Origin of the sequence: Sulfurovum lithotrophicum (assembly GCF_000987835.1) — a bacterium.
GTDB classification, from domain to species: domain Bacteria; phylum Campylobacterota; class Campylobacteria; order Campylobacterales; family Sulfurovaceae; genus Sulfurovum; species Sulfurovum lithotrophicum.
In genome coordinates this window covers 547,366-570,253 of the sequence record NZ_CP011308.1, presented here as the reverse complement: position 1 = coordinate 570,253, position 22,888 = coordinate 547,366, and the positions used below count along the sequence as shown (strand labels likewise).

The following is a 22,888-nucleotide window of genomic DNA, read 5'->3' as shown; positions in this document are numbered from 1 at the left end:
GTTTTGGGCTAGTTTGTGAAATTTTGATATTACTTTTTAAAAACAAATAATATTATATAATTTAGTACTATGAAGATTATTAAGGAAGGATGGTGCGTCAGAGAGGATTTGAACCTCCACACCACTAGGGCACTACCCCCTCAAGGTAGCGTGTCTACCGTTCCACCACTGACGCACATAGACTTGATAGTTTAAGACTATCAGACTCAATATTGAGGGATAACAAAAAGTTGTAGCGGAAGTATACCGCTACAACTTTAAAGTCTCTTTAAATTAACCGATAAAAGGGTTAGCGTAAAGAGCGATAAGTGCAATTACCAATGTATAGATAACCTGTGCTTCGATCATCGCAAGTGCAATGAACATTGTAGTCATCAGCTTACCGCCAAGACCTGGGTTTCTAGCTGTACCAGCGATTGTAGCAGCAGCAGTATGACCCATACCTACCGCACCACCGAGTGCAGCAAGACCAAGACCGACACCCGCAGCAACTACTGAGTACGCTTTGATCATAGATTCGCCTTCACCGGCAAAAGCAACAGCACCAAGTGCCAAGAAAAGTAAGAAAAACTTTTTCATATTATATCCTTTGAATGAATAGAGTTTGAGTCTCTTCGACTGTTTTTCCAAAGCCCGTTCGGATAGCGTAACTGTACCCATAAAGCATACAGCAACCCAGACATAAATGCCAGGATTTCCCTACTTGTCACTTCGTATAAACGGGGGGATTATAACTAAAATCATTTTAATTTATGCTAAAATTTACGCAAGATACTCCGGCGTAGCCAACTCTACTTTTTTTCCCTTCTGCTCCATCACAACGACCTCTATGTCATCACCTTCATGGTAACGCTCATTCAGATCATTCACTCTCTCTTTGGCGACTTTGGAGATATGCAGCAGTGCATCGAATCCGTCCGGCATTTCAACGAATACACCGAAATCGACGATACGTTTCACTTTACCAACATAGCTTTTGCCTACTTCATACTGCATTTGTTTGCGTACCGGTGCATTGGCGATCTTCTCTATATGTTCTTTAGCAGCAGTAACTTTCTCTTTGTCGTGTCCTGAAAGTTTTACCCCGCCTTTGTCACGGTCAAGGTCAATGCTCACTTCAAACTTTTCGATAATATCACGGATCGTCGCACCTGCTTTACCAATGATGTCAGCGACTTTCTGGGGGTTGATGCTGAAATGCTCGGTACTCGGCAGTGCCTGGCTCGATTCCATTTCCTTCTCCGCCTCTTCCATAAGGTCGAGAATATGCTCTTTCCCCTGCGCTGCTTTTTCCAGAGCAACTTTGAGTGTGATTAGGTCAATACCGCCCAGTTTGATATCCATTTGAAGTGCCGTAATGCCTTTTCGTGTACCGGCTATCTTAAAGTCCATATCACCGTCATGATCCTCAAGTCCCATGATATCGGTCAGTACTGCCACCCTTTCTCCATCTGTCACCAAACCCATGGCGATACCGGCGACAAGTTCGATCATATCGACTTCTGCAGCACGAAGTGCCAAAGCGCCACCGCAGATGGTCGCCATGGAAGAAGAACCGTTACTTTCCAGTACTTCCGAAACAAGACGGATCGTTCCGTCATAATTGATGGGGATGACCGGTTCAAGCGCCCTTTTGGCCAGATTGCCATGTCCCAACTCCCTACGGCCAGGTGCACCGATGAACTTCGCTTCCCCTACAGAGTACCCAGGGAAATTGTAATGAACCATGAAATTCTCCGACTGGGTATTTTTGTCGGTAATGAGTTCGAACATCTGTGCATCTTTTTTATCTCCCAGTGTGGCTGTCACCAATGCCTGTGTCTGTCCCCGTGTAAAGAGACATGAACCGTGTACCGAAGGAAGGATATTAGTCTCGATGGTGATCGGTCTGACCTCATCGAGCCCTCTTCCGTCCGCCCGGATCCCTTTGTCCAGTATCATATCACGTACGACCGTAGTTTTGTATCTATCAAGCACTTTGGAAACCAGCTCTTTATCTGCCTCTTTCCCTTCCGATTCCAGAGCTTCCATAATCTGGGCACGTACTTTTTTCAATTCAGTAGAACGCTCACTCTTTGCCATATGTGAAATTGCTTTGGCTACAGCTTCACTGTAGTTTGCTTTTATATATGCATACAGCTCTTCATCCACTTTTTCTTCAGATAACGAAAGACCAAGCTGTGTTCTCATAACAGGTGTGAACTCTTTTTCATAGATACCACTTGCCTCTTCAATGGCCTTAGCCGCAAATGCAATGGCATCCACCAACGCTTCATTGTCCACCTCATTACACTCCTGATGCTCCAGGATCAGCGGTACACCGCCCATCATAGGATCGATCATATCCATTTCGATATCGTCGATCTTCTCCGAAGCGATAGCACGCATCTCGATCATTATGATATCTTGTTCAGAACCTACCACAAGCAAGTCCAGTACACTTTCATCCTGTTGGCTCAGGGTAGGATTGAGTACCAGTTCATCTTCTATTTTTCCTACCCTGACCGCTGCGATGCTCCTCTGCACAGAAATATCGGAAACATACAGCGCAGCATTGGCTGCATGAAGTGCTGCCACCTGCATATCGACCTCAGAGTCGGAACTGACCACCATTACCGAAATCGTTACCGGATAATGAAATCCTTTGGGGAAGAGCGGGCGCAATGAACGATCCACAATACGGGAGGTCAATGTCTCGAAATCACCGGGCTTTGTCTCTCTTTTGATGAAACCCCCGGGTATCTTCGCCGCCGCGTAGGCACGCTCCATATACTGCACTGTCAGGGGAAGAAAATCTTCATCCACCGGTTTTTCATCGACCGCGACCGCTGCAATGAGCACAGCTTTTCCCTGTCTGTACATCACTGCACCGCTTGCCTGTTTTGCTATTTTGTTAAATTCATATTTTTCGTCAAGATTGTTCAGGTTGATCCCGATGGTCTGTTCGTTCATTTTCTCTGTTTCCTTTTACATTTTTACTGTATGATGTTTTTTTATTTATTTATCTCTTGCTGTTCTACGATCTGCATGACATCTTCATATCCCAACGGACCGAACTCTTTATAGTAGTATTCTATCGAAACATAGTCCTGTATCTTATGCGGACAGAACACACCGTCACAGACAGAGAGCAGATTCTGATAGACAGCCGTATCCAGGATCGGTGTGGCGATATAGATATTCTTTGCGCCCTCCCCTATGACCGACTTGAGTGCTACCATCATCGTAAGCCCTGTTTCAATACACTCATCTGCAAGTACGACATACTTGCCTTTCAAGGAAGCGAGTTCCTTTCCTTTTCTGTATTTATAGACATAGGAGAGTACTTCCTCCTCGTACTTCCTCTGTGCCTCGGCATAGACATAATCATCATTGATACCGAAAGAATCGATCAGTGCTTTATGCATGACCAGGTCTTCCGTTTCCGAAACCATGGCAATGGCCAGCTCATTATTGTTGGGAGCCATGACAGGTTCCGTGAGAAGGATATCCATTCTGGCACCGGTCGCTTTGGCAATCTGGTCCGCAAAGAAAACACCCCCCCTCACTTACACCGATCACAACGGTCTCATTCTCCCGAAGCAGATCGAGAGGAAGTACCTCTATAAGTTTGTCTGCGGCATTTTTTCTGTTCTCGAAATAGATATCAGGGTTTGAACTGTTCTGCATGTTGTGCTCCAGGAAATTGTTTACTGATCTCATTCTCATCAAAAGTATAACGAAACTCTTCTATATACTTCATCAAAAGCCTATAGGCATGGTTGATCTCTTCCATCTTTTGAGAATCACCTCCGATGTCGGGATGATGCTTCTTGGCAATATGCCTGTACTGTCGTTTGATATCAGCTTTGGTGACCAGTTTGGGAAGGTCCAGTACTTCCAGTGCTTTTTCGATCTCATCTTTGGGAGACAGCATTACTGAAGACTCCCTGATCCCAAACTGACAAAAGGGGTAAAATCAAACTGTATGTAGAAACTGTTCTCCGTAGTCGCTTCACCTTCCGGCCTTGGAGTGATATCCTGTCTCAAGGCAACACTCACCCCCCAGCAGTCCTGCTTGTACTGTCCCCCAAAAAGCCACTGTTTACTTTCAGAAGTGTCTATATCGTAGGTCAATCCGCCATGCAGACGCAGGTGATCATTCCAACTGTATCCGAAATTGAGATTGATATCATTGGCTGACACATCGATCAGCGTATCTGAAAGTTTCTGTTTGTATGTATGACTCAAAGAAAAGTTGTAGCGTCTCCCATTGAGTGAAACCCGGGTAGATGACTCTCGTATCTCACTAAACTCCCATGCATAGGTAATATCACTGTAGAACTTCCACTTTCCCCAGTTGTACTGCATTTCATTGTTCAGGTCGGCATACTTATACGGTCTGTCTATATAATAACGCTGCGAAATCCTCTGAAAAAATTTTAAGTGCATAGCCTTGTCATAAAAATAGTGACTAAGCGCAAAGGCATAATATTCTTCCCTGGGGCTAAGCACAAACAACTCTTTCTGTTCCTGGCTCAAGTTCTCAAAATCAACTGGATCCTGGGATTCGGATCCAGGCAAAAAATATTCGATCGAGGGTTGCAGCACATGGATGAAACTGTCATATTTTTTGGTCAAGTCGGAAAATATTTTGGCATGATGGTAATTGTTATAGAACTGAAAATCATTGTAAGCATAGTCACCATTGCCAAAGAAGGACTTGTTGTAATAGAATGTCTCTCCCAATGAGAGATTAACGAAATCATCCAGAAAAGCAGTTGTAAATTCAAACGGTATCTTCATCTCGGCCTGTTTCATGGTCGAACCTTCGATACGGTCAAAATTTTTCAATTGCATATCAACGGAATAGGTCAGATTGTCCCAGATCAGACTGTTCAGATATTGGTGCAGCTGCAGGGCAGGAAGCTGCTGAATGGTCTTGTCATTGTTCTCAAGTCTGGTATCAATGAAGTATTTGGCATTGAGTCCCAGATAGTACTCATCATTGGCTAAAAAATAATTCAGTCTCGATTCCTGAATGGGTACCTGCCCGAAATTGCTGAAACTGCTCTGCTGTAGATTCAGGTATTCGATATCGTTAAGGTAGATCGCGTTGAGATAGAGTTCATCCTTGAATCCACCGGGTACAAGACCGCTAATCAGTCTGCTTGAATCATATCGTATCTCTGCACCGTAATGTTCGCGTTCTTTGGTATTTTCCCTCTTACTGTAAGCTTCACTGTCCTGAAAATATCCTGCCCGGATCTGCCCTGAGGAGTGGTCAGTATCTACGAACCGGAAGGTACCGTACATCCCGAAGCTCCTCTCGGTACGGATCTGGGGGTTGAGTTCAAGGTCCATACTCTCCGAAATCGCCCAGAAGATCGGCTGTTCATAAATAAATCCTTCATTTTCTCTGTATCCCATAAAAGGGAAAAGCAGTCCGGACTTTCTCTGTCTGTCCGTCGAAAATGCCATATAGGGCGTATAGAGGATCGGCACATTCTTAAAATACATTTTGGCATCGTAGGCTCTCATATATTTTTCCCGGCTGTCATAAGTTGCACGTGAAGCCACCATCTTCCAGGCAGGATTTGTCACTTCACAACTCGAAAGTATCGTCTCTCCAAAAGTATAGTTCCCATCTTTTTTATTCGCTTTCTGCGTAAAGAGCCACACATCGTTCTTACTGATAAAAAAGAGCTCTTTAAAGGTAACCTCTTTTGTATCGGTATGTATTTCAAGATGTGATGTATGTTCTTTGGTCCCCTGATAACCGATCATCTCTATATTGCCGTCAAGTTTCAGCAACTGTGTCTCTTTATTGTACAATGCCCTGTCAGCCCTGATAACAGAGTCCTGATAATAGACTACCACGCCATCGGTAGCAGTAACGGTCGTTTTGGTAGAGTCAAGATGTTTGGCCGTAATCTCGATCTTGTTGTGGAGAGAATCATTCGATACACCTTCTGCCAACAGTATTGACATCAATACCAATAGGACAGAAAGAGACTTTTTAAGCATCGATCACCACGATGTTGGAGAACTTGTCATGCATTGTTTGATGCAGGGGAGAGAAAAAAGCAAACAGAAAACCGATATAAAAGATCATCTCGGAGATCAAACGTACCGACGCACGCCAGAGCGCCTGTACCAATGTAGGGGTTTCACCGCTAAGCATATCGACAGCTTTGATCTTCATGACATATTTACCCACTGTCATACCGCTCTGCCATATCAACACACCATGATAAAGTACTTTGACCGCAAGGACAATGGCAATGTTGTCCATGATGAATTGGTTGACAAGTACAATAGATTCCTGATTCACCTCAGTGACACCTGACATCAGAGCTGTCAGCTGTGAAGAGAAGATGATCATCAGAAAAAGATTGATCACCATATCATCTATCACAAAAGACCAGACACGTTTACCGTTGGCCGCGATCGGCAGTGATATTTCCTCCATCATTCTTCTCAGAGTGCCTGATAGGCAATATCGGTACGGCACTGTTTTCCGGCGAAATGGACCTGGCCTACCAGCATATAGGCACGCTTCTGCGCCTCGGCAATGCTGTCACCCAGTCCCACACATACCAGGACCCGTCCGCCTGTCGCATAGAGTTTGCCATCTTCTCCACGGCTCACACCGGCATAAGAGATGTGGGCATTGCCTTCAAGATCGGGATGATGTATATCGTCCACAATGATCTCGGCAGGTTCTGAAGATTTGTAAGGGTAGTCCTTGCTTGCCATGACAACACCTACGGCATATTTGTCATAAAATTCGATCTTGGCTGACTTGAGGTCACCTACGGCCGCTTTGTAAAAGAGTTCACTGGCCGGTGACTTGAGCAATGGCATCAACTCTTCACATTCAGGATCACCGAAACGTACATTGTACTCAAGAATGATCGGCTCGCCTTTGACCACCATCACACCAATGAAAAGTACACCCGTGAACGGCATCCCCTCTTCTTCCATCCCTTTAAGCGTCGGCTTGATGACCCGCTCATCCAGTTTGGCATAGATCTCATCATTGACAAGAGGTGTCGGCGCATAGGCTCCCATACCACCGGTATTGGGACCTTCATCATTGTTCAGCAGTCTCTTATGATCCTGCGCAGCAGGCAGGACCACATAATCCTTCCCGTCACAGATCGCAAATACAGAGAGTTCATACCCGTCAAGGAATTCTTCGACCACTATGGAAGTTCCCGCTTCACCAAAGGAGTTGCCTGAAAGCATTTCTCCTGCCGCTTTTTTCGCTTCATCACGGCTTTGTGCGATGATCACCCCTTTACCGCCGCAAAGTCCGTCCGCTTTAACTACGATAGGTGCTTCAAGCGTATTGATGAACTTGTATGCTTCTTCAAGCAGGTTCGTTTCAATATATCGGGCCGTAGGTACATTGTGGCGTGCCAGAAAATTCTTCATGAAAATTTTAGAACCTTCCAGCTGTGCCGCCTTTGCCGTAGGACCGAATATTGTCAATCCTCTGGCTTTGAATACATCGACGATCCCTTCGACCAGCGGTGCTTCGGGCCCCACGATCGTCAGATCCACTCCATTGGCTTCGACAAAGTCTGCCAAGGCATTGAAATCGCTGATATTCAGGTTTTCACCCAGCTCATCTGTCGCTCCGTTGCCCGGTGCAAAATAGATCTTCTCTACCTTCTCATCTTTTTTAAGCGCCAAACCGATAGAGTACTCTCTACCTCCAGAACCTATGATCAATACATCCATGATTTTCTCCGAAAAAATAAAAGTTTGCTATACGTTTCAGTCAGCAGTGGTTAGTAGTGGTATTTATTGTGCGTAGAGGGTTTTCCAAAGTGCTTGAAGGCGAACTCCCTGTTCGTCGATGGCATTTTGGGAAAGCCTATGCGTGCAAAAAATGCCGCTAATAAAGAACCCGAGTGGCCGTTCTGTCAAAGTCGGCCCGAAAAAGCCAACGGTGCAGGAGAGAGCGGACCTTTAGGAGGCAAATTCTCGCGGGTTACCCCGCTCAAACGAAAATGTCTACACACCAGCCCGACTACATATCCCACTAAGATTAATGTTGGACCCCATATACAGTTGTCGAACCACTCAGGTTAAATATATTATATCCTATTTGCTTTTAGAAGTGAATGATATTGGGCTTAAAAAGTATTTTCTTGAAGAAATTTCGCTTTTTTAATACAGGAGGAGATCAGAGGCTCTTCCGCCACAGCATAGGTAGCATTCTCCGGTAGATGCACTTTTGTTGCCCTGCCTATGACCACTGCGATATAGCTCTCATCCCAATTGAAGCTTTTGAGAAAACAGTGAATGGTAGAAGGGGAAGTAAAAATGATAATAGCGTTCCTGACAGGCTTTTCTGCTTCATTGTAGGAGATACAGCCTGTTTCATAAATGACCTGTTCCTGTAGATCAATCCCAGCTTTTTTCAAAAAACTTTTAGAATCAAAAGAGACCTCCTTAGGACGCAGATAAAGAATCTTTCTCCCTGAGAAACGGGTAATGATATCTCGACTGAGTGTTTCACCGTAATAGGATTGGGGATAGTAGATCACCTTCCCTCCCAGATCTTCGATCTGTTTTTTGGTTGCGGCACCAATAGCGATAGAAGGATACTCTTTCCAACCTGTATCGATTCTGTCTGCCGTGACCACCGCCTGTTTAGAAGTGAACATCAGAGTATCACAGCCCTCAAGCTCCAAACGATCCGCCACGGTAGAAAAGTGAATCATCGGCATGGGGATGGTACCTGATCGGTGTGTCGGCGACAGAAGGTAGATCGCTCTTTGCTCTGACATTACTGGCTTACTTTTTCCAGATCCATCAGAGGTTTGCCATGCAGCATGGCCACATTGATATCTTCATCATCATAGGGATCAAAGTGTGGCGTGATCAGCCAGCGTCTTTTATCATCGAGCTTCATAATCTTCTCTTCAACCTCATCGGCAATACGGTGTGCTTCAAGCAGCAGCATATTGGGACGCAGGACCATATGGAACTCCACAAAGTTCGTGCTTCCGTCCGTCCGCGTCTTGAGCCAGTGATAACTTGTCACTTCGGGATGATTGGAAATGATCTCACCTATTTTGGCAACCATATCGCCGTCAAGTGACTTGTCAAGCAGTATTTCAATACCTTCAACAATGATCTCGTAGGCCGAATAGATGATGTAAAATCCAATTCCCATACCGAAAATCGCATCGACCTCATCCAAGCCTGTCAAGGCAACCAAGCCCAATGCAACAAGCACTGCCGCATTGCTCCAAAGATCCGTTTTGTAATGCAAAGCATCTGCCTTGATGACAAGATTGTTTGTCTTTTCGGCAATATTGATCAGATAGCGTACCAGAAGATAGGTAACCACAATAGAGAAGAGCATTGCCATGATGGAAGGGGTCAACAGCTTTGTAGGATTTCCCTGGATCAGTTTTTCGATTGCCACATAGATAATATATATTCCTGATATCGTAATGACCGTACCTTCTATAACCGAAGCGATTGCCTGTATCTTTCCTTTTCCATATTGATAGATATCATCAGGGTCCTCTTCTGATTTCTTGATGGCAAAAAAGTTGAACATGGAAACTGCCATATCCAAGAGTGAATCGATTGCGGAAGCAAGTACAGCCACCGACCCGCTGGCGATCCCGATAGCAAGTTTTACAACAAGCAACAGTGTGGCAACAGATGTCGATACGACAGTTGCTCTCTTTTGTGGTGACATGAGTGTACTCAAATCGGGATCCTTTAATGGTAATATTATTTTGATTTTAACATAAAATGGATAAATGGAGAGAGAAAGAGCCCGATGGCTCTTTCAAATTAGAGTGCTTTGGTAGCCAGACTTGCTACTCTATGCGCAAAGGCACCTTTGTCTTTTGGCTCCAGACCTTCAGAGAGTTTTGCAGAGTCTAGCAGGATCCATGAAAGGTCATTGAAAAGAGATTCATCTTCCACTTTATCGAGTTTTTTGATCATCTCATGCTCAGGATTGATCTCAAGAATCAGCGGTATCTCAGGCATCTCCTGTCCCATCTGTGCGAACATCGCCGCCATACCTGCCATCGGGTCGGAAGCATCTTTAATGACACAGGAAGGACTTTCGGTCAGACGTGTAGATATCTTCACCTCTTTAACCTCGTCGCCCAGCACTTCTTTGATCTTATCGGTCAGAGGTTTAAATTCTTTACTGATCTCCTCTTTTTCCTCTTCGGTCTTGCTGTCAGGTGCATCGATGGTCGTAATATCTTTGAAGGTCCACTCTTTGTAAGAGCCGATCATCGGTGCAACAATACTGTCTACCTCTTCATCATCCATGATGAGTACTTCAATATTCGCCTTTTTATAGGCTTCGAGCAGCGGAGAATTTCTCAATACCTTTTCATCAGCACCCACGATATAGTAGATCTCTTTCTTCTCGGAATCCCCGCGTGAGATGTAATCATCAAGAGAGACCATTCCCTCTTCGCTCGAACTCTTGTATCTGACGATCCCAAGCAGTGTCTCTTTGTTGGTATGGTCGGTGTAGATACCCTCTTTGATCACCCTGTTGTACTGCTCGGTAAAGATTTCCATCTTTTCACTGTCCAGTTTTTTGATCGCTCCAAGGATCTTCTTTACGGAATTCTGCTTGATATTGGCAAGGATCCTGTTCTCCTGAAGCAGCTCACGCGACACATTCAGAGGAAGGTCTTCGGAGTCAATGATACCTCTGACAAATCTCAGATAAGGCGGCAGAAGCTCTTTGTCATCATCGGTAATGAAAACACGCTTCACATAAAGCTTTACACCCGGCTGATAGTCTGCTCTGTAAAGATCCATCGGTGCCTTTTTTGGAATATAAAAGAGTGTCGTAAATTCATTGGCACCCTCTACTTTGTTATGCAGATAAGTCAGAGGTTCATCATCGCCATGGGAAATGGTTTTGTAGAACTCGATGTAGTCTTCCTCTTTCAGTTCCGACTTCGGAAGTGTCCAAAGTGCCGTTGCCTCATTGATCTGTTCAGATTTTTGAACCGTTTTGGTCTCTTTTTCATCCCCTTCGCCTGTCGTTTCCTCTTCCGTATAGTTCAGTATGATCGGATAAGCAATATGATTGGAGTACTTCTTGACAACTTCCTGTACTCTCCACTTGTCAAGGAACTCTTTTTCATCTTCTTTGAGTTTGATGTAAATGACCGTTCCGTGTTCATCTTTCGTGACCGGCTTGACCTCATATTCACCTGTACCGTCCGTAGAGAACATATAGGCCTGTTCCTCTCCGGCTTTCTTGGAGATGACATCCACTTTTTCAGCTACCATGAATACCGAGTAGAATCCTACTCCAAACTGTCCGATAAGATTGGAATCTTTTTTCGCATCACCCGTCAAATTTTCCATAAATGCTTTCGTACCTGATTTGGCGATGGTACCGAGGTTGTCCATCAAATCTTCTTCATTCATTCCAATACCATTGTCACCGATCGTCAGTGAATTGTCGTCTTTGTCAAGTTTGATGGAGATTTTGCCGCTCCAGTTCTCCTCTTTGAACTTTTCATCCGTCAGAGAAAGATAATTGAATTTGTCCAACGCATCGCTTGCGTTTGAAATCAATTCTCTTATAAAAATCTCTTTGTTCGAATAGAGCGAGTGGGTCATTAGCTTTAAAAGCTGTCCTATTTCTGTTTGAAACTGATGTTTTGCCATGTGTTTCTCCTAAATTGTCTTAATTTTTTGGAATTATAGTATATTTTTAAATAAATTTCAAGTTTTTTTGAAAGATACTTTAGTGAAAGTGACTAAAGTATGATCATTTATTGTGATTTATTGTACTTTTGCTATACTGTAGAAATGAAAAAACTATATTTGATAAGACATGCAAAATCGGACTGGAGCGACCTGAGCAAAAATGACTTTGACCGCGGGCTCAACAAAAGAGGCAAACGCTCCATTCCTGTGATGGCCAAAGCACTGCAGGAAAAAGGAATCATGCCTGACCTCATACTCTCGTCATCGGCAAAACGGACAAAGAAAACGGCAAAAGGATTGGCAAAAGCACTGCACTATGAAGGAAAGATTATTTTCCAAGAAGGACTCTATTTCACTGAACCCGAAGAGATGATCGAAATGGTCCGAAATGTGGATGACCGTTACCAGAGTCTTTTTTTGATAGGCCACAATCCGGAGATGACGGAACTGGCCAACATACTGACAGAAGTCTATATAGACAATATCCCTACACTGGGAATCGTCTCTGTCACTTTCGATGTTCAAACATGGAATGATATAGAGAGAGGAAAAGGGAAGATGGAAGCATTCATCTTCCCCAAGATGTTTTCATAGTGAACTATTTTTTAGCCTGGACCTCACATCCTAACTGCTGCTGTTTTGCCTTGAGCTGATCTTTCCGTGCATTGGCATCTCTCAGTACCGGACGTTTTTCCGAACTGTTGGTGATATCCGGCGCAGGCAGTGCGGCAATATACTCTTCAACCTGTGATGCAGGCATTGCATTGATCTTACTGATGAATTCATCGACTTTGGCTAGATCTTTCTCTGTTTTGGCACACGCACTGACTTTATCCGTAGCGGTAAAAGGCACATCAATATATTCATTCGCACAGCCTGAGAAAATACCTGCCAATACTACAGCGGACAATGCTATCGTCAATCTTCTTTTCATCTCTTCTTCCTTTTTGAAAACAGTATAGCAGAAATAGAGTTAAGAGTTAAGAGTTAAGAGTTAAGAGTTAAGAGTTAAGAACTTTTTCATATTGTAGATTGTATGTACCTTAAAGGCCAAACAAATAATTTTTCCTATTTGGCGTCATCTTTGAGGGTTGTCGCGAAGGAGCTGTTTTTGATTGATCTAGGTTTGACTCATAGCATCATTCTTATTCTTCCACCTCATTAACAATTTACTAACACTTATAGCTTAGACTTCTATAATTAAAACTCACAAGGATGCGTGATGAATACGATCAATCAATTAGTAGTAGATGAAAACAATATTGTGTTTTATCCAATGATGGGGAACAGTTACCAGCTTAATGGCACGGGAAAAGAGATTGTCACTCTCCTAAAGCAACATAAAACAAAAGATGAAATTATTGAAGAGTTAGCTTCAAAATATGAGGTTCCTAAGCGTGAGCTTTTTATAGATGTGAGTGATTTTTTGTCTAAATTAAAAATTTACGGATTGCTCTCATGAAAGTTGCTGTCAGTGGACTTAACAATACAGATAATCCTGCACCAGGAATTCCTGTCATAAAAGGAATTCAAGTAAAAAATGAGATTGTTGGCTTCTCTTATGATGCGAATGAACCTGGAAATTATATGCACATGACAGGAAAAACCTATCTGATGCCTTACCCCTCTTTAGGTTTTCATGAACTCAAAAATCGCTTAGAGTATATTCAATCACAAGAAGGTTTAGATGCGGTGATTCCTTGTTTGGATGCAGAACTTCCATTATATATAAAGTATCAAGATGATATAGAAGCGATGGGGATAAAACTCTGTTTACCCTCTTTAGAGAACTTTGAACTTCGCAATAAAAACAAACTCGATGGACTCTCCGAAAAACTAGGGATTACCTATCCAAAAACCTATGAAGTGAGTAGTATTTCTGAGCTTGTTGAGTGTACAAAAACATCCAATTTTCCTCTTATGGTTAAAGGGAATTACTACAAGGCTTACATGTCGTATAACCTTGAGAGTGCCATAGATAATTTTTACAAAATTTCAAATGAGTGGGGATTTCCTGTACTTGTTCAAGAAGTGGTCACGGGAGAAGAGCTGAATCTTGTTGGCGTTGGTGATGGTAAGGGAGAGCTCAAAGGTGCTGTTGCTATTAAAAAGTTAACAACAACGGAGATTGGGAAAATTTGGACGGGTGTTACGATTCAAAATGATAAAATGATGCAAATGGCAAAAGACTTTGTAGCACTTACAAAATGGAAGGGTCCTTTTGAGTTAGAGTGTATTGTCAATATGAATCAAGTCTTTATGATAGAGATCAATCCGCGTTTTCCAGCATGGGTACATTTTGCAACAGAGATTGGTGTGAATTTGCCACAGATGGTCGTCGATATTATGCAAGGTATTGATAATGAGCCTGAACTAGAGTATCCACAAAACAAGATGTATGTCAGATACACACAAGAACTTGTGACTGATTTTACAGATTATATGCAACTATTATCAAAAAAGGAATTATAAGATGAGTGATGTAAAGTATGAAAAACCAACAATTAATAAAATAGAGTTTGCAATGGCTTCAAAATATGGGAGTCCTCTAAAAACACAAAATATCCGTACAGAGATAGATGGAGTGAGTGTTAATGAATTGACAGAAAAATATGGAAGTCCAATTTTTGTTTTTTCACAAAGACAGATAGAAGAGAAGTACAACACACTCTACTCTGCTTTTAGTTCTCGTTACCCTGATGTCACTTTTGGCTGGAGCTATAAAACAAACTATCTTAATGAGATTTGTAAAGTATTTCACAATCTTGGCTCTATTGCAGAGGTGGTAAGTGAGTTTGAGTACCAAAAAGCAAGAGCTTTAGGAATAGAAGGAAAAGATATTATTTTCAATGGCCCCTATAAGCCTTATGAAGATCTGAAAATTGCTGTGCAAGAGGGTGCAAAAATTCATGTGGACAACCTTTTTGAACTTAATGATTTAGAAAAAATTGCAGATGAGTTAGGTATGAAAATCCCTGTTGCCATCCGTATCAATATGGATACAGGAACCTATCCACAATGGTCTCGTTTTGGATTTAACTACGAGAGTGGGGATGCCTATGAGGCGATAAAACGCATGTATGATGGTGGGAAAATGTACTTAAATGGTATTCACTCACACATCGGAACTTTTATGCTTGATGCCAATGCTTATAAGGTGGCAACAACAAAAATCATGCAACTCAAAGCACAAGTGGAAAATGATTTTAATGCTGAGATAGAGTACATTGACCTTGGTGGTGGATTTGCAAGTAAATCTAACCTCAAAGGCGTCTATCAATCAGCAGATGTTATTGTCCCAACAGCCGATGATTATGCACAGGCAATTACCGATGCGATTTATGTAAACAACAAAAGTGAAAAACTACCGAAACTCTACCTAGAAACAGGACGAGCGATGATAGATGAAGCGGGCTATCTACTCACTTCTGTGCACGGATATAAAAGATTTCCAGATGGCAAAAAAGGGTATATCTTAGATGCTGGTGTCAACCTACTTTATACTTCGACATGGTATAACTTTAACATTGAACTTGATAAACATTATGAGGGAGAAAATGAGCCATCTATGCTCAATGGTCCTCTTTGTATGAATATTGATGTGATTGAGGAACATTTGATGTTGCCAGCCCTTGATAGAGGCAGTGTGCTTACTATCTCTCCAGTGGGTGCTTATAACTATACCCAATCAATGCAGTTTATTCGCTATAAGCCAGCAGTGGTACTGATAGATACTGAAGGTAAAGCACGTCTGATTAAAGAAGTGGATGATTTGGCAACAGTCAATTATAAAGAGGTATAAAAAAGAGCATGGAAAATTATAAAAGTCTTTTCTATAGTGCGCTTAAACCCTACAGTGCACTGTTATTTTTAAATAACAAGTATGCAGGTCTTGCACTCTTAGTCATTACTTTTATAAATCCATCTGTTGCTATTAGTGGGCTTGTTGCCGTTGCTTTTGCCATTGCATTTGCTGAGTATCTAGAGTTTAAAGAGGCCTATTTGGCTCAAGGATTCTATATCTATAACTCTCTATTGGTAGGGATGGGGATAGGGTATATCTTTTCCCCTTCGCTGATGAGTATCGCACTCATTGCGATTGTCTCCTCTTTTACTTTTATGCTTTCCTTTATGCTTAATCGCCTTTTTAGTCTCTATAAAATCCCTATACTCTCTCTGCCTTTTTCTATTGTGACAATGTTTGTTTATCTTGCATCACTCAAATACTCTGGGCTTCTCTCAACACTTGTCAACAATAGTGCTAGATTTGACCTAAACTTTCCTCTTGCTATAAGTGCCTTTTTTAAATCTTTTGGCACCATTTTTTTCTTACCCTCAAACATAGCAGGCATAGCGATGTTTGCACTCGTGTTATACTTTTCTCGTATTACTGCGATTATGGCTTTAGTTGGTTTTTATGCAGGAGTGGGGATTCATAGTTTTCTACTTGGCTCTTTTACACAGGCATTATATGATGGCTATGCATTTAACTATATTTTAGTAGGTATTGCTTTATGCGGGGTATTTCTTTTGCCGACACTCAAGAATTTCATTTTGGCTTTGATTGGTGTTGCAATGAGTGTTGTTTTAACCGATGCTATTGGTATATTGTTTAATTACTATGCTATTCCTGTCTTTACCCTCCCTTTTAACATTACTGTTATTGTTTTTATTTTTATGCTCTCTTTGATCTACTATAAAGAGTTTAATACAGAGATAAAAGCAACACCGGAAGAATCTCTTTCCAATTATCTGAGTAAAATTTTTCGTTTTGGAGAACTTGAGCCCAAAATATCTCTGCCATTTTCTGGAGAATGGAAGGTCTATCAAGCTTTTGACGGTAACTGGACACATAAAGGAAAGTACAAATATGCTTACGATTTTGTCAAAACAAAAGAGGGGAAGAGTTATAAAAACGAAGGTCTAAATATCCATGATTACTATGCATTCGGAGAATCAATTTTGTCACCGGTGAATGGCTATGTTGTCGATATCAAACAGGACTTGCCTGATAACACGATAGGCGCAGTAGACAGAATAAACAATTGGGGTAATTATATTATTATAAAAAGCGATTTGGGTTTTTATGTTGAAATTAGCCACTTAATGCAGTATTCCGTTTCAGTGGAAGTAGGTAGCTATGTCCAGGTAAATACTATCATTGCCAAGTGTGGCAACAGTGGTTATTCCCCAGAGCCTCATATACATATTCAAGTACAATCTGTGGGAATTATTGGAGGATTTACGCAAAGATTTACCTTCAATGAATTTTTAAAAGACGATAGATTGCTCTTCAATACCCTGCCCCAACCCGAGGAATGCATTCATTCTGTCCTGATAGACAAAAGTATAAGCTCCCGTTTTTTGTACATTTTGGATGATACCTTTACATATGATGTTTTCTATAAGGGGGATAAAACAGGAACAGTAAGTTTTATTGTTAAAATGGATGAATATGGTTCATTTTATTTACAAGATGACACTCACAACAAACTCTATTTTTATAATGATTCCAATGCATTTTATTTTTATAAATATGAAGGAGGTGAATCACACTTAAAATGGCTGTTTATCTTGGCACCGCGTACACCTTTTATACAAACACACGGTATCAAATATATTGACTATCTTCCGGTTTACTTGATCAAAAGTAAATTCAGTCAAATCTTGATAGAATTGACTGCAACCATTAAAAAAGATGTTTATAAGCTAGAATGTGAGTACTTTTTTAACTCAAAAACAATTGTTTCAACTTATGGAAAGATACATTTAGATATTACCCATAAAGGTCACACAAACATCAAATACAATGATGTTGAATTAAAATTAGTTAAAGGACAATGAATGAAAAAAATAATTTTAACAGGTTTGCTTGGTATAAGCGCAGTTATGGCAGATGTAAAAACAGTAATACCTTATGTAGGTACAGTCAATTATGATTCAAATAACGCAAAATCACTTAAAGATAATGCCAAATTTGCAGGTTTCTATACAAGTGTGGGTAATTTGAATTATCTTTTTGAGTTTGCTTATGGTTATACTGATATTACGTACAAAAACACCACTGTACCAAACTTAAAACAGCACGATATTACACTCAAATATGGCAAATATTATAAAAATTTTGCATGGCATGCAGGGTTGCATTATGTGAACAACAACGAACAAGGAGCTATTAAAGACTTAGGTGATGGATATATAGCAATTATCGGTGTGGAAGGATACAAATGGCTAGATTATAACAAACTCACTTATGGTATAGATGCATATTACTCATACTATACCGATGCATATACCGATACTTCATTAATCAAGACAACAAATGTTAGCCTATTGCAGCTAAGTCCCAAACTCACCTATTCAAAAGCAATAAACCTCAATACAAGAAATACAGTCACGCTCATTGCAAACTTTATTCATGCCTATGATTATCAAGATTCAAGCTATTGGTCCTATGAAATCTCCGATACTTTAGGATATAAAAAATTTTATGCAACTTTAAAATTCAATGCTGGTAAAATGAGAAGTGGTGTAAAAGATGCCGGTTTTACCGTATATAATACAAAGGACTTACTCAAAAACGCCTACTCTGTGAAACTGGGGTACTACTTTACACCAAAATTGGAGGTAAACGTTAGTTATATCAAAAATGACTATGAAGAGTATGATGCAGCAAATTTAGCATTACTGCCTGAAGGAAGTAATACTATTGCTCTTATCTCCATGAGTTATAGTTTCTAATAATGGAAAAGGTGCTTCTACTTTTATTAACAAGCTCATTATTATTTTCAAGTGGGACATTTGAAAAGATCAAAAATGCTTATTTTAAATCTTATAGTTATGAGCAGATAGCTAAATATAAAGAGGCTGTAAAAACTTTGGCCCCTTTATCTAAAAAGTATCCTAATAACTACTTACTGAATTTACGTTTAGGGTGGTTATTCTACTTACAAAAAAAGTATGAGAACGCTACTAAATATTATAAAAAAGCAGCACTTTTAAATACACAGGCACTTGAACCAAAACTTGGATTAATTCGTATCTATTTGGCAACATACTCTTTTGAAGATGCACAAAATGTTGCCACAGAACTTTTAAAAAAAGATTATTATAACTACTATGCAAATCTCTATATGGCAAAAGCATTAAATGCACAACAAAAGTACACAATCGCGAGTGAAGTAAGTAAAAAAATGTTACAACTCTATCCTACAGATATACTCTTTTTAGAACAACTGTTAATAAGCTATAAAGCTGCACACAATAAAGATTATAAAAAAGTATATCAAAATATTCTCCTTCTAGATCCTAACAATATTATTGCTAGAAGCACCAAGTAACTATGTATAGAATCTTACTTGCTGACTTAGATTTGACTCCACTCATCAGTAACGAACTTATTTCCTATCAAGTTGATATTGCCTATGATATAGAAGACTTTTACAATGCAACTTACAAAAACAAATATAACATTTATGTACTGAACTATTACTATTACGATATTTGCAAGGAACTGAAAAAGACAGGAGATACAACACCTACACTTTTTATAGATGAATATTATGATATTCATCATCTTAAAAATGCATTTGAAATTGCAGATGACTACATCATTAAACCAATAAATTTTCAAGAATTAAAAATACGGATAGAGTACCAATTTAAAAAACTTTACAATAGCAAAAAAAAGGTTGTGGTTTACAAAGATTTATACTTTCATTTAGAGTCTAAACAGTTATATAAAAAAAATACAAAAATAAAACTCTCTCCAAACGAAGCAAAGCTTATAGGGTATTTTCTATCTCAAATAGGCACTCCTTTATTAAAAGAAGATATTTTAGATTACCTGGAAAGTTCCAGTGATGGTACACTGCGTGTTTATATATCTAAACTCAATAAAATAGGTTTTAATATTAAGTATGAAAGAGCAAGTTTTTCATATATATTAACTTAAGATAACAACTTTAGCCTGTTTTTCATTATTACTTTGATAGGTTTGGTTCTGTGCTTGTTTGCCCTTAGTTTGTATCAGGTTTGGAAGTTTATGCGAAAGAGCTTACTATAAAGTAAGTGACTGAGCCACATCATCCAAAGATGATGCAAAATAAGGAGCAAGTTATTCCCATTCTATTGTGGCTGGGGGCTTGGAAGATATATCATACACCACCCTGTTGATCCCGTCGATCTCATTGATGATCCGTCTGCTGATCCCTTCAAGCACATCATGAGGGATATGCGCAAAGGTCGCGGTCATACCATCCACCGATTCTACCATACGTACACAGACAGTATTGTCGTAGGTTCTATTGTCTCCCATGACACCGACAGACTGTACATTAAGCAGTACGGTGAACGCCTGCCAGACCTTATCGTAATAACCGGTCGATCTGAGTTCTTCCTGCATAATGGCATCTGATTCACGCAGTAGTCTGAGCGCCTCTTCATTCACCTCTCCCATGACGCGTATTGCCAGTCCGGGTCCGGGGAAAGGGTGACGGCCGATCATATGTTTGGGGAGACCGAGTTCAAGCCCAAGCTTACGTACTTCATCCTTAAATATCTCACGAAGCGGTTCGACCAGTTCAAAGGTCATCCAGTCAGGTAATCCTCCTACGTTGTGGTGGGACTTGATTGTTTTGGAAGGCCCTTTGACGGAGACCGATTCAATTACATCCGTGTAAAGCGTACCTTGTGCAAGGAAGGAGACATCGGTATGTTTACCCGCTTCCTTGTCAAAGACTTCAATGAACTTCTCGCCGATCGCTTTACGTTTCTGTTCCGGGTCGGTTACACCGGCAAGTGCTTCCATGAACTCTTTTTTTGCATCGATGGTAATAAGGGGGATGTCAAGAAGCTTGAACATATCCTGAACCTGTTCTGCTTCATCTTTACGCAACAGCCCCTGGTCGACAAATACGCAGATCAGCTGTTCTTTGGGCAGTGCCTCATGCAGCATGGCAGCCACTACGGATGAATCTACACCGCCGGAAACGCCACAGAGTACTTTCTTCTCACCGACCTGTGCTCTGATCTGTGCGATCTTTTCTTTGGCAAAAGAGCCCATGTTCCAGGTGCTTTCGCATCCGCAAATATATTTGGCAAAGTTCTTCAACATATGTGTACCCTCTACAGAGTGGTGTACCTCAGGGTGGAACTGGAAGGCATAGATATGTTTTGATTCATTGGCAATAGCTGCATAGGGAGAGTTCTCACTCGTACCCACAACTTCAAAACCTTCAGGCAGTCTCTCTGCCCTGTCGCCATGACTCATCCATACGATAGAATCCTGTGCCACATCTTTAAAGATGGGGGAATTCTCATTCTCGATATGTAGTTTTGCTTTGCCGTATTCATGATGATCCGCAGCGATTACCGAACCGCCGAAGTGCTGAGTGATTAACTGCATACCGTAGCAGATACCTAGAATAGGTAAGCCAAGATCCCAGATGCCCTCATCTGGTTTGTAAGCATCTTCCGCATAGACCGAAGCCGGCCCTCCCGAGAGGATGATTCCCTGCGGCTTTCTTGCTTTGATATCCTCAATGCTTTCACGATACGGCACCACTTCCGTGTAGACACCCGATTCCCTGAGTTTTCTGGCAATGAGCTGTGTATACTGGGAACCGAAATCCAAAACTAAGATAGGTACTTGCTTCATAAATAATATCCTTCTATTTATATGAATAAATCTTCTGTTAAAAACTTATTCATAGAAAAAGTGTTCGGAGGTGAAGGCTTTAGCCTCACCTTTTGAATGTGGGACTAAAGTCTCCACTTCCATTTTTACTGTATTTATCCGATATGCAGCACAATGAACTGCATATACCATACGGCTACGGAAACAATATACCCGACCAGTACCGTCCAGGCATATTTCATATGGGCAGAGAACGTATAGATACCGTGCAGTTTTCCCATGACACCGACGCCGGCAGCAGAACCGAAGGAAATCAGTGACCCTCCTACTCCTGCCGTCAGCGTAACCAGCATCCACTGTTCCTGTACGAATTTACCCATATTCGGATCAGACTTGAGTACTGCGGACATGACCGGTACGTTATCGACAACGGCGGAGAGGAAACCGACACCTATATTGACTGCTGTCGGACCGAATTTGTCGTAAAGTGCAGTAAAGTACTCAAGGTATCCCAGGAAATGCAGTCCGCCAACCGCGGCAAGGATACCGAAGAAGAAAAGCAGCGTATCATTCTCGATCTTTGCGATCCATGAGAAGGCATTCAGCTGGGTCGGCCCGGCATTCTGGTTAATATAGTAAACATACATCTTTAAAAGAGCAAGACCAAACATCATACCCCACATCGCAGGCAAATGCAACAGCTGATGAGAGAGCACTGCAAGAACGATTGTCAGAGCAAACAGTCCGATGATCTGCTTACCGCCTTCCAGGATGACAGCTTTTTCTTCACTCGCATTGAAAGGAGGCTGTCCGTCCGGAACGAAACGGCTCAGGAGGAAAGCGGTCACATACCAGCCCAGGATCGACGCGGGGAAAAGGAAAAGGAACTCGGAGAAGGCACCTTTCCCATCTACCCATACCATCAGTGTCGTAATATCTCCAAACGGCGACCAGGCTCCTCCGGCATTGGCTGCAACAACGATATTAATAGCACCCGGCACAAGGAAAGATCTGTTCTCCTTATCGATCGTGATCAGTACTGTAGATAGGATCAGTGCAGTCGTAAGGTTGTCCGCCACAGGGGAAATGAAAAAAGCAAGCAAACCGGTCACCCAAAAAAGCCTTTTATAGGTGTATCCTTTTGAGACCAGGTTGTATCGAAGCGCGGAGAAGACACCACGGTCGATCATCGCTTCAATATAGGTCATTGCCACCATCAGGAAGAAGAAGATACCTGCAATCTCATAGATCAGTGCTTCCACTTCTTTCTCAAGATGGTGCCCATCCAGTCCGTTCATCGCAAAATAGACACCGATCAACATAAAAATACCGGTACCCGCAAACAAGGCAGGTTTCGCTTTGTTAATATGGTATTTGTCTTCCGCTGCGATGAAATAATATCCCACTACAAAGATAATAAGTGAAAGTATCCCCACCCATGTTGTTGTCAGGTCCAAATGTTGTGCTGCTGTTCCCGCCGCCGCTGCCGCTTCTGTCATTTCTTCTCCTAAATGTAATATATTACTATACATACCTTGA

General features: G+C 41.4%; 21 protein-coding genes and 1 tRNA gene. 8 read left to right on the top strand and 14 right to left on the bottom strand.

From position 1 onward, the window contains the following. Positions 1-90: 90 nt before the first annotated feature. The 11 genes from YH65_RS02680 to htpG all read right to left on the bottom strand — a co-directional run bounded on the left by YH65_RS02680 (position 91) and on the right by htpG (position 11,670). Positions 91-175 (bottom strand) — tRNA-Leu (locus YH65_RS02680). Between the two features lie 98 nt (positions 176-273). Next, positions 274-579 carry a F0F1 ATP synthase subunit C gene (locus tag YH65_RS02675; protein WP_012083643.1) on the bottom strand — a complete coding sequence of 102 codons (306 nt, stop codon included), beginning with the start codon at positions 577-579 and terminating at the stop codon, positions 274-276. Positions 580-762: 183 nt separating this feature from the next. Then, positions 763-2,952, bottom strand: a complete 2,190-nt coding sequence (locus YH65_RS02670) for a polyribonucleotide nucleotidyltransferase (RefSeq protein WP_046550513.1) — start codon at positions 2,950-2,952, stop codon at positions 763-765. 41 nt (positions 2,953-2,993) lie between these two features. Then, positions 2,994-3,548 carry a phosphoribosyltransferase gene (locus YH65_RS02665; protein ID WP_245609216.1) on the bottom strand — a complete coding sequence of 185 codons (555 nt, stop codon included), beginning with the start codon at positions 3,546-3,548 and terminating at the stop codon, positions 2,994-2,996. A gap of 98 nt (positions 3,549-3,646) precedes the next feature. After that, entirely contained in the window at positions 3,647-3,916 is a 270-nt protein-coding gene (locus tag YH65_RS02660) for a DnaJ domain-containing protein (RefSeq protein WP_046550512.1), read from the bottom strand. After that, positions 3,916-6,006 carry an LPS-assembly protein LptD gene (locus YH65_RS02655; protein ID WP_046550511.1) on the bottom strand — a complete coding sequence of 697 codons (2,091 nt, stop codon included), beginning with the start codon at positions 6,004-6,006 and terminating at the stop codon, positions 3,916-3,918. The genes YH65_RS02660 and YH65_RS02655 overlap by 1 nt, the downstream gene beginning before the upstream one ends. Next, a complete protein-coding gene (locus tag YH65_RS02650) occupies positions 5,999-6,454 on the bottom strand; it encodes an RDD family protein (RefSeq protein WP_245609215.1) in 456 nt (151 codons plus the stop codon). The genes YH65_RS02655 and YH65_RS02650 overlap by 8 nt, the downstream gene beginning before the upstream one ends. Positions 6,455-6,459: 5 nt before the next feature. Then, positions 6,460-7,728 carry a phosphoribosylamine--glycine ligase gene (purD, locus tag YH65_RS02645; RefSeq protein WP_046550510.1) on the bottom strand — a complete coding sequence of 423 codons (1,269 nt, stop codon included), beginning with the start codon at positions 7,726-7,728 and terminating at the stop codon, positions 6,460-6,462. Between the two features lie 398 nt (positions 7,729-8,126). Beyond that, on the bottom strand, positions 8,127-8,783 hold the full coding sequence (locus tag YH65_RS02640) for a uroporphyrinogen-III synthase (RefSeq protein ID WP_046550509.1): 657 nt from the start codon (positions 8,781-8,783) through the stop codon (positions 8,127-8,129). Then, positions 8,783-9,721 (bottom strand): cation diffusion facilitator family transporter, encoded by a 939-nt coding sequence (locus tag YH65_RS02635; RefSeq protein ID WP_483855305.1) that lies wholly within the window; start codon positions 9,719-9,721, stop codon positions 8,783-8,785. Before YH65_RS02635 ends, YH65_RS02640 begins: the two co-directional genes overlap by 1 nt. 86 nt (positions 9,722-9,807) lie before the next feature. Continuing rightward, the gene (gene htpG / locus YH65_RS02630) at positions 9,808-11,670 is read right to left on the bottom strand and encodes a molecular chaperone HtpG (protein ID WP_046550508.1); all 1,863 of its coding nucleotides are present in this window, start codon (positions 11,668-11,670) and stop codon (positions 9,808-9,810) included. 144 nt (positions 11,671-11,814) lie between these two features. Between htpG and YH65_RS02625 the strand changes: the two genes are divergently transcribed. Beyond that, positions 11,815-12,306 carry a SixA phosphatase family protein gene (locus YH65_RS02625; RefSeq protein WP_046551986.1) on the top strand — a complete coding sequence of 164 codons (492 nt, stop codon included), beginning with the start codon at positions 11,815-11,817 and terminating at the stop codon, positions 12,304-12,306. Positions 12,307-12,310: 4 nt separating this feature from the next. Here the strand turns inward: YH65_RS02625 and YH65_RS02620 are convergent, their stop codons facing one another. Then, a complete protein-coding gene (locus tag YH65_RS02620; protein ID WP_046550507.1) occupies positions 12,311-12,646 on the bottom strand; it encodes a hypothetical protein in 336 nt (111 codons plus the stop codon). A 288-nt stretch (positions 12,647-12,934) separates the two neighbouring features. Between YH65_RS02620 and YH65_RS02615 the strand changes: the two genes are divergently transcribed. The 7 genes from YH65_RS02615 to YH65_RS02585 are packed head-to-tail and all read left to right on the top strand — an operon-like array spanning position 12,935 to position 19,666. Then, positions 12,935-13,174, top strand: coding sequence for a PqqD family protein (locus tag YH65_RS02615; RefSeq protein WP_046550506.1), 240 nt, complete (start codon positions 12,935-12,937; stop codon positions 13,172-13,174). Beyond that, positions 13,171-14,184 (top strand): ATP-grasp domain-containing protein, encoded by a 1,014-nt coding sequence (locus tag YH65_RS02610; RefSeq protein ID WP_046550505.1) that lies wholly within the window; start codon positions 13,171-13,173, stop codon positions 14,182-14,184. The genes YH65_RS02615 and YH65_RS02610 overlap by 4 nt, the downstream gene beginning before the upstream one ends. A gap of 1 nt (position 14,185) precedes the next feature. Continuing rightward, positions 14,186-15,514 (top strand): alanine racemase, encoded by a 1,329-nt coding sequence (locus YH65_RS02605; protein WP_046550504.1) that lies wholly within the window; start codon positions 14,186-14,188, stop codon positions 15,512-15,514. Positions 15,515-15,522: 8 nt separating this feature from the next. Beyond that, positions 15,523-17,556 (top strand): urea transporter, encoded by a 2,034-nt coding sequence (locus YH65_RS02600; protein ID WP_046550503.1) that lies wholly within the window; start codon positions 15,523-15,525, stop codon positions 17,554-17,556. After that, the gene (locus YH65_RS02595) at positions 17,557-18,453 is read left to right on the top strand and encodes a hypothetical protein (protein WP_046550502.1); all 897 of its coding nucleotides are present in this window, start codon (positions 17,557-17,559) and stop codon (positions 18,451-18,453) included. It abuts the gene before it with no gap. Between the two features lie 2 nt (positions 18,454-18,455). Further along, a complete protein-coding gene (locus YH65_RS02590) occupies positions 18,456-19,052 on the top strand; it encodes a tetratricopeptide repeat protein (RefSeq protein WP_046550501.1) in 597 nt (198 codons plus the stop codon). A 2-nt stretch (positions 19,053-19,054) separates the two neighbouring features. Continuing rightward, positions 19,055-19,666 (top strand): response regulator transcription factor, encoded by a 612-nt coding sequence (locus YH65_RS02585; RefSeq protein WP_046550500.1) that lies wholly within the window; start codon positions 19,055-19,057, stop codon positions 19,664-19,666. Positions 19,667-19,828: 162 nt separating this feature from the next. Here the strand turns inward: YH65_RS02585 and guaA are convergent, their stop codons facing one another. Continuing rightward, positions 19,829-21,370, bottom strand: coding sequence for a glutamine-hydrolyzing GMP synthase (gene guaA, locus YH65_RS02580; RefSeq protein ID WP_012083660.1), 1,542 nt, complete (start codon positions 21,368-21,370; stop codon positions 19,829-19,831). A gap of 134 nt (positions 21,371-21,504) precedes the next feature. Continuing rightward, positions 21,505-22,848 carry a sodium:proton antiporter NhaD gene (gene nhaD, locus YH65_RS02575; RefSeq protein WP_012083661.1) on the bottom strand — a complete coding sequence of 448 codons (1,344 nt, stop codon included), beginning with the start codon at positions 22,846-22,848 and terminating at the stop codon, positions 21,505-21,507. Between the last annotated feature and the right edge of the window lie 40 nt (positions 22,849-22,888).